Source organism: Anaerorhabdus sp. (genome assembly GCF_036657415.1).
Classification (GTDB): domain Bacteria; phylum Bacillota_I; class Bacilli_A; order Erysipelotrichales; family Erysipelotrichaceae; genus Anaerorhabdus.
This window is the reverse complement of the sequence record NZ_JAVXGL010000090.1, coordinates 1-7,713: the sequence shown is the minus strand read 5'-3', so window position 1 is coordinate 7,713 and position 7,713 is coordinate 1. Positions and strand designations below refer to the sequence as shown.

Below are 7,713 nucleotides of genomic sequence, written 5' to 3'. Positions count from 1 at the left end.
TGGACATACAGTTGGATTTATGGGAGATGGTATTAATGATGCTACCGCAATGAAAATGGCTGATGTTGGAATTTCGGTAGATTCAGCTGTGGATATTGCTAAAGAAAGTGCTTCTATTATTCTTTTAGAAAAAGATTTGATGGTTCTAGAAAATGGAATTATTGAAGGCAGAAAAACGTATGCGAATATAATGAAATATATTAAAATTACTGCTAGTTCAAATTTTGGTAATATGTTTTCAATACTTGTCGCAAGTGCATTTCTTCCTTTCATGCCAATGTTACCGCTGCAAATCTTAATCTTAAATTTAATTTATGATATTTCGTGTACCGCAATACCATGGGACAATGTTGATGAGGACTATTTGAAAAAACCAAAACAATGGGATGCAAGTAGTATATCTAAGTTTATGATTTATATTGGACCTACAAGTTCCATCTTCGATATTTTGACATACGCAATACTCTTCTTTGGTGTTTGTCCATTTGTTTTTGGAGGGGCATATCATACATTGGATCCTGCTAAACAACTTTTATTTGTCGGATTATTCCAAACAGGTTGGTTTGTTGAAAGTTTATGGACACAAACATCGATTATTCATATGTTGAGAAGTTCAAAGACTCCATTCGTGCATACATTTCCTTCAAAACAATTGATTTTTGGTACAACATTTGGAATTGTAGTAGGAACGATACTACCGATGACTGGACTTGGAAAAACACTAAATATGGTTCAACTGCCATTCGCATATTATTTTATTCTATTAGGTATAATTATTATGTATATGATTGTTGTAACAAATATGAAGAAAATTTATATTAGAAAATTTAAAGAATTATTGTAAAAAAGATAAGCTCAAATTTGGGCTTATCTTTTAAGTTTAATTGTGAATTTTGATCCATGATTTAAGTAGTCATCAACGACAATTGTACCATGATGAAATTCAACACCATGTTTTACAATTGCAAGTCCAAGTCCAGTTCCTTCAATTTGCGAACTGTGTGACTTATCACTTCTAAAGAATCTTTCAAAGATTCTTTCTTTATCTATATCATTAATACCAATGCCATCATCTTTTATGGTTATTTCTACAAACTTACCACGTTCTTTCATATCAATCCATACATGACCATTACGGGTATTGTATTTAATGGCATTTTGAATTAAATTATAAAAAATTTCATAAACAATTTGTGAAACAGCACGACCTGTGACAGGGACTGAATTATCAACCAAAGTAATACCATTTAGATTTGCATAATCACTCAAACTGCGGAGTACTTGGTGTAAAACTTCTTGATAGTTAATTTGATCATAATCAAGCTGTACAGTACCTTCATCAAGCTTAGATAACTTAATAATGTCTTCAATTGTGCGAAGTAAATGTTTTGATTCATCAACTATTTTTTGTGAGAATTCTTGGGTATTATCTCCTTGAAGATTATTTGCCATAATTTCCGCATAACCAGAAATACTTGTGAGTGGCGTTTTTAATTCGTGAGATACATTTGCACTGAATTCTTTTCTTATTTTGTTATGATAGTTAAGATTTTCTAACAAAGGTTTAAGTTCTGGATAAGTATCATTCGCTAGCGGAATATCAAGATTTAAGTGATTGATTGGATCGATAATTTTACGAGTAAGAAATCTTGCAACTATTAGACATACAATAAATACTATAATTAAAATAAACATAATAGGGACAATTGAAGGAATCATAATAGTCAATGCAGAGTTAGCTATTGTTGAAAGACGTAATACAGATCCATCATTTAAGCGCAGTGCATAATAATAGGTTGTTTCATTCAATGTGTCAGAATAGCGTGTACGTTCAGCACTGCCAAAGTTTACTGCATCAACGAATTCTGGACGATTACTATGATTGATTAAACTATTTGAATCATATTGTGAATCATAGAGTACATTGCCATCAGCATTAATTAATGTGATTCGTGAATCTGAATAGAATTTAGTTTCTAAGAAAACACTGGGATCTTCATTATAGTATTTAGCTAAAGCATTTGTTTCAGTTTTAAGTGTTAACCGAATATTTTTTGAAATATCATTATAGAAAAAAAAGGCACATAGTAAGTAAGCAATTGTAACAAAGATAATTGAAGTTATGGCGATACTTTGGAAAATCTTCTTTTTCATTCAGGATCCACCATACGATAACCAACACCACGAATTGTTTCAATATAATCGCTTGCATGTTCTAATTTTGAACGCAATGTACGAATATGTACATCGACTGTTCTAGTTTCACCATAATAATCATAACCCCATATCTGCTCAAGTAATTGATCTCTAGTTAAAACAATTCCTTGGTTTTCCATAAGAAGTTTCAATAATTCAAATTCTTTTAATGTTAATGTGATACGTTGATCACCTAATAATACAAAATGACGTTGTGTATCAATAGTTAAATCTTTGAATGTAATTGTTTTTGATGAAGTTGGTTTTTCCATACGACGTAATACAGCTTTAATACGTGCAACTAATTCCATGATACCAAATGGTTTTGTTATATAATCATCCGCTCCTAAGTCTAAGCCTTGTACTTTATCATACTCACTGTTTTTTGCAGTTAATAAAATGACGGGGATATTTTTAGTTGTAATTGATGATTTAAGTTGTTTAAGAATTGAAAGACCACTTTCACCAGGTAACATGACATCTAAAAGAATTAATTCTGGTTTTTCTTCAGAAAGTGCAGGATAAAAACTTTTTGCTTCACTAAATCCTTTTGCTTGAAAGCCAGTAGAATTCAGCGTATATACAATTAATTCTTGAATATTTTGTTCATCTTCAATAACATAAATCATACTCTCCACCTCACCTTAAGTTTACGTGTTTTAACAAATAACTGCAATGTTATTGGTGTTATTTTACTCAAAATTAACATTCGTCAAATTTTGTAGAAGTGGTATAATAGTGTCAGGTGATAAGATGAATAAATTTAAAGCAGCATTTTTAAGATTCATGAGCGGACGATATGGTAATGATAGTTTAAATAATCTGATATTTGGATTATCAATAGTAATATATTTGGTTAATGCTTTCTTTATCAGAAACTACTTTGTGGGATTATTTTCACAACTATTGTTATTGGTTGTGTTATTTAGGATGTTTTCGCGAAATTGGTATAAAAGACAAGCAGAAAATAATAAGTATATGGTACTGACACGTCCAATACGGTTAAGAATATCTTGCCTTGTTAAACAATTTAAAGATAAGGATCGTCGCTATTTTCTTTGTCCAAATTGTCAACAAATTGTGCGAGTTCCTAAAGGTCGTGGAAAAATTGAAATTGATTGTCCAAAATGCCATCACAGTTTTGAAAGAAAAACATAGTGATAAAAGAAAAAATGTTAGATTGTTCTAACATTTATTGTAGCACTCTAATTTTTGAAACTCCTTTAATTGAAGAAAGGATTTTTTTTGTTTCTTCAGGAATTTTATTTTCTAAATCCAACAATGTATAAGCGACTTGATTTCTAGAGTTATTAATTAAATTTGTAATATTGATATTTTCTTTTGCGAGAATGTTTGTGATTTGTCCAATCATGTTAGGAATATTTTTGTGAAGAACACATATCCTCGCTTGTGATTTGCAAATTCCCATATCGCATGAAGGGTAGTTTACTGAATTTTTGATATTACCGTTTTCTAAATAATCCATACATTCTTGCACTGCCATTTTTGCACAATTATCTTCTGACTCTTCTGTAGAAGCACCTAAATGGGGTATCACAATTGTATTTTTAAACTGCATAACAGTCGGATTAGGGAAATCAGTAATGTATTTTTTGATTTTGTGTGTTTCTAGAGCGACTTTTAAATCTTGTTCATTGACTAATATATCACGTGAAAAATTAAGTAAAACAACATTACTTTTCATTTTATCGAAATATGTTTGATTTATCATTTCTTTCGTATCATTTGTTAAGGGAAGATGAAGGGTAATGAAATCTGCTTTTTCTAATAAATCATCACAATTAAGTGCGTGCTGAACTTTACTGGAAAGACTCCATGCAGCGTGAATTGAAATGAAAGGATCATACCCAATCACATTCATACCTAAAGCTATCGCTGCATTTGCAACTTTTGTGCCAATAGCGCCTAAACCAATAACACCAAGTGTTTTTCCTGCAAGTTCTTCTCCAGCAAAATTCTTTTTTTCTTTTTCGGTAGTCTTTATAATATCTACATCATGTTTGTGAGATTGACACCATTCAATACCACCGACAATATCACGACAAGCCAGTAAGAGCCCAGCAAGAACAAGTTCTTTCACTGCATTAGCATTGGCACCGGGGGTATTGAAAACAACAATGCCTTGCTCACTACAACGATCTAAGGGAATATTATTAACACCTGCTCCTGCACGTGCAATACAATCGAGATTTTGGCTAAATACATACTCATGTAAATTAGTACTTCGGACTAAAAAGGCTTGGGCTTCATCCTCTTGTTTGGTGAGTTCATAGGTTGGTGTTAATTCATTTAACCCAATCGGTGAGATTGCATTAAGACAAGCTATTTTTATCATTGTATACCTCCATATTTTTTTTCAAAGTCACGCATAAAATCGACTAATTGTTCAATACCTTCTCGTGGCATAGCATTGTAGATACTGGCACGCATACCGCCCACAGAGCGATGACCTTTTAAATTTTCAAAACCTGCTTTCTTTGCTTCTTTTACAAATAAATCATCGAGATCTTCATGACCAGTTACAAATACAACGTTCATTATCGAGCGTGCTTCTTTCACAACAGGTGCTTTAAATAATGAACTTTGATCAAGATAATCATAAAGTAATGCAGCTTTATCAATATTTCTTTGTTTTAACACGTCAAGTCCACCTTGTGCTTTAATCCATTGAAATACTTGACCACACATGTAGATGGTATAAGTAGGTGGTGTATTATACATAGAATTATTTTCTACATAGGTTTTATAGTTTAATAATGTAGGGGTTGGTTTAAAAATATCATTATATAGTAAATCTTTGCGAAGGATGACAATACACACACCGGCTGGACCAATATTCTTTTGCGCTCCAGCGAAGATGATACCATATTTTGAAATATCAAGTGGTTCTGATAGAAAACAAGAGGATAAATCTGCAACTAATGGCTTTCCTTTTGTATTTGGTAATTTATGAAATTTTGTACCATAAATTGTATTGTTTTCACAAATGTAGACATAATCTGCATCCTCGCGAATATTCAAATCACTGCAATTTGGAATATAAGTAAAGTTCTTATCCTTACTAGATGCAATTATTTTAGCATCCAAAAAAAGTGTTGCCTCTTCATATGCTTTTTTTGAAAACTGTCCAGTAACAATATAATCTGCTTTTCCATGCTTTATTAAATTCATAGGTACCATTGAAAATTGAAGAGAGGCACCACCTTGAATAAACAAAATTTCATAGTTATCAGGAATATTGGCAATCATTTTCAAATCATTTTTTGCTTTTTCTAGAATTGTTTCGAAGGATTTTGAACGGTGGGACATTTCCATGATAGACATTCCAGTATCCATGTAATCTGTCATTTCTTGACCTGCATGTTCTAAAACCTCAAGAGGTAACATGGCAGGACCGGCTGAAAAATTATAAATACGTTTCATAAGTGTAACCTCCATTTTCAACCATTATACATCAAACCTAAAAAAAAAGAATTTTAACAATTCATTCAAGCATAAGTAAAAAATAAAAAGAATAAGGTTACGCACCTTATTCTATAGTAATTTGCTTTTTGTTTTCGATTTGTTTAGTAGACATGTTAGGGATAATAATTTTTAATTCACCATTTTCAAATTTAGCTTTGATGTCTTCTTCGTGAATGTTGTCACCGATATAATAGCTTCTTGAACAGTTGCCAGAGAATCTTTCTTGACGCACGATATGTCCATCTTCATCTTTCTCTTCATTAGAATTTTCTCGGTTTGCACTAATTGTTAGTGTTCCATTATTTAATTCAATGGAAATATCTTCTTTCTTAAATCCTGGTAATTCTATATCAAATAAATAATTACCATCTTTCTCTGTGATGTCTGTTTTCATCATGCTGTAGCTATTACCCAGTGTTTTAAATGGATCTTTAAACATGTCATCAAACATCTCGTCAAACAAACTCAAGCTTCTAGGATAGTATTTCATAATATCGCCTCTTTCCTTTCATGAAATATCTAGAAGAAGTTTCCTCAACTTCAAGTATAGTATAGCACTTTTATTAGCACTGTCAAGTATAGAGTGCTAATTTTTAAAAAATAGATATTTTTGAATTATTTTGAATGTAAATTACGTTTTATAAGTGAGATAGGAGGAAATAATATGAAAAAATTAATCTCAGTATTAGCTATTTCTGCATTAATGTTTGGAGTGACATCAATAGGGGTATTTGCCTATCAAGGTGATGGAATTTGCCCTAATAATGGTGAATGCACTCAGGAAAATTGCCCAAACGATGGTGAATGTCAAAATTATGGATTAACAAAAAAAGGTGATAACCAAAAGAAGGCGGATAATGGTACAGGACAAGCTAAACGTGCTAGAATATATCAAGGCACAAGAATGAATTGTAATCGTTAAAGAAAAATGAACAGGAGATATTCATGGCTAGTGAATTAGAACTTCAACAAGCAATTGATAAATATGCAAATGAAGTAAGAAAAATTTGTTTTATTCAATGCAAATCAGAGGCTGATGTCGATGATATTTTTCAAACTGTCTTTATTAAATATTTTGAAAGAAAAGAACCATTCATCGATGAACAACATGAAAAGGCATGGATAATTAGAGTTACCATTAATGCTTGTCATGATATCTTCCGTTCTTGGTTTTATCAGAAAGCAGTACTCACTGATGATTTTAGTCAATTTAGCATAGAAACAAAAAGCAATGATGGAAGACTTATAGAAGCTGTTCGCAAACTGAAACCCAATTTAAAAAATGCAATTTATTTATATTATTATGAAGGATATGCAATTAAGGAAATTGCGAAAATAGTAAAAGCAAATGAACACACCGTATCAACTTGGTTAGTACGAGGTAGAAAAGAGTTGAAAAAAATGTTAGGAGGTGACTTTCTTGAAGAAGATGAAACAGCTTGATCATATTGAAGTAAGCGAAGAAAAGAAACAACAAATTTTTGAACAAGTTCTCACAAAGAAATCAATGAAATATTTTAAACCATCACTTATTATCACATTAGTTTCAGTACTAATATTGGCAGTATTAGTGAGTTTTCCTTCTTTTAGAAATGCTCCTATCATTCAAAATAATCTTATTATAAGCGCGGTTGCGATGGAATCAGATGCAAGTATCATTTTAAATTTAAATGATAACGATCAAGTAGTTTCAATTGAAACAACAGGAGAAGAAGTAAAGTTTATTCAAAATAAAACTGATTTAGTAGGGTTAAATGTTCAAGATGCCATGGCAATAATACTTGAACTTGAAGATTATCAAAAAATCTTAAATAATGAAAATTTAGAAATAATCATTTACTCTGATAGTGATAGTAAAGAATTGAATTTGGGAACACAAGTGAATGAGGTACTTACAAAGCATATGCGTAATGAAAGTTGCAATATGCAGTACGTTGATAAGGAAACGTTTGATAAAGCAAGACAAAGAAATATGGGAGTAGGTAAATATACAAGAATTGAAAACATTTTAAAAAGTGATGATACCTATAC

At 31.3% G+C, this 7,713-nt stretch carries 10 protein-coding genes; 5 read left to right on the top strand and 5 right to left on the bottom strand.

What is annotated here, in order from left to right:
• Positions 1–844 (top strand): HAD-IC family P-type ATPase (locus RSB60_RS10065; protein WP_332616109.1); only part of this gene is annotated, 844 nt, incomplete at its 5' end.
• 23 nt (positions 845–867) lie between these two features.
• Here RSB60_RS10065 and RSB60_RS10060 read toward each other — a convergent pair.
• Positions 868–2,154 (bottom strand): sensor histidine kinase, encoded by a 1,287-nt coding sequence (locus tag RSB60_RS10060; RefSeq protein ID WP_332616107.1) that lies wholly within the window; start codon positions 2,152–2,154, stop codon positions 868–870.
• On the bottom strand, positions 2,151–2,825 hold the full coding sequence (locus tag RSB60_RS10055) for a response regulator transcription factor (protein ID WP_323380751.1): 675 nt from the start codon (positions 2,823–2,825) through the stop codon (positions 2,151–2,153). Before RSB60_RS10055 ends, RSB60_RS10060 begins: the two co-directional genes overlap by 4 nt.
• A gap of 124 nt (positions 2,826–2,949) precedes the next feature.
• Between RSB60_RS10055 and RSB60_RS10050 the strand changes: the two genes are divergently transcribed.
• Positions 2,950–3,354: a hypothetical protein gene (locus RSB60_RS10050; RefSeq protein ID WP_332616105.1), complete on the top strand. Its 405-nt coding sequence runs from the start codon at positions 2,950–2,952 to the stop codon at positions 3,352–3,354.
• A 34-nt stretch (positions 3,355–3,388) separates the two neighbouring features.
• On the opposite strand, the gene RSB60_RS10045 is transcribed toward RSB60_RS10050, so the two are convergent.
• The 3 genes from RSB60_RS10045 to RSB60_RS10035 all read right to left on the bottom strand — a co-directional run bounded on the left by RSB60_RS10045 (position 3,389) and on the right by RSB60_RS10035 (position 6,172).
• A complete protein-coding gene (locus tag RSB60_RS10045; RefSeq protein WP_332616103.1) occupies positions 3,389–4,552 on the bottom strand; it encodes a 3-phosphoglycerate dehydrogenase family protein in 1,164 nt (387 codons plus the stop codon).
• Positions 4,549–5,640: a 3-phosphoserine/phosphohydroxythreonine transaminase gene (serC, locus tag RSB60_RS10040; protein ID WP_332616100.1), complete on the bottom strand. Its 1,092-nt coding sequence runs from the start codon at positions 5,638–5,640 to the stop codon at positions 4,549–4,551. Before serC ends, RSB60_RS10045 begins: the two co-directional genes overlap by 4 nt.
• Before the next feature lie 106 nt (positions 5,641–5,746).
• Positions 5,747–6,172 carry an Hsp20/alpha crystallin family protein gene (locus RSB60_RS10035; RefSeq protein ID WP_323380749.1) on the bottom strand — a complete coding sequence of 142 codons (426 nt, stop codon included), beginning with the start codon at positions 6,170–6,172 and terminating at the stop codon, positions 5,747–5,749.
• A 174-nt stretch (positions 6,173–6,346) separates the two neighbouring features.
• Here RSB60_RS10035 and RSB60_RS10030 point away from each other — a divergent pair, with 174 nt between their 5' ends.
• From RSB60_RS10030 to RSB60_RS10020, 3 genes are all read left to right on the top strand, one after another.
• Entirely contained in the window at positions 6,347–6,604 is a 258-nt protein-coding gene (locus tag RSB60_RS10030) for a hypothetical protein (protein WP_332616098.1), read from the top strand.
• 23 nt (positions 6,605–6,627) lie between these two features.
• The gene (locus RSB60_RS10025; protein WP_332616096.1) at positions 6,628–7,125 is read left to right on the top strand and encodes an RNA polymerase sigma factor; all 498 of its coding nucleotides are present in this window, start codon (positions 6,628–6,630) and stop codon (positions 7,123–7,125) included.
• Positions 7,112–7,713 (top strand): anti-sigma-I factor RsgI family protein (locus RSB60_RS10020; RefSeq protein ID WP_442879666.1); only part of this gene is annotated, 602 nt, incomplete at its 3' end. The genes RSB60_RS10025 and RSB60_RS10020, both read left to right, overlap by 14 nt.

Coding starts and splice junctions, on each gene's coding strand:
- RSB60_RS10060 (WP_332616107.1), bottom strand. CDS start 2,154: ATGAAAAAGAAGATTTTCCAAAGTATCGCCATAACTTCAATTATCTTT.
- RSB60_RS10055 (WP_323380751.1), bottom strand. CDS start 2,825: ATGATTTATGTTATTGAAGATGAACAAAATATTCAAGAATTAATTGTA.
- RSB60_RS10050 (WP_332616105.1), top strand. CDS start 2,950: ATGAATAAATTTAAAGCAGCATTTTTAAGATTCATGAGCGGACGATAT.
- RSB60_RS10045 (WP_332616103.1), bottom strand. CDS start 4,552: ATGATAAAAATAGCTTGTCTTAATGCAATCTCACCGATTGGGTTAAAT.
- serC (WP_332616100.1), bottom strand. CDS start 5,640: ATGAAACGTATTTATAATTTTTCAGCCGGTCCTGCCATGTTACCTCTT.
- RSB60_RS10035 (WP_323380749.1), bottom strand. CDS start 6,172: ATGAAATACTATCCTAGAAGCTTGAGTTTGTTTGACGAGATGTTTGAT.
- RSB60_RS10030 (WP_332616098.1), top strand. CDS start 6,347: ATGAAAAAATTAATCTCAGTATTAGCTATTTCTGCATTAATGTTTGGA.
- RSB60_RS10025 (WP_332616096.1), top strand. CDS start 6,628: ATGGCTAGTGAATTAGAACTTCAACAAGCAATTGATAAATATGCAAAT.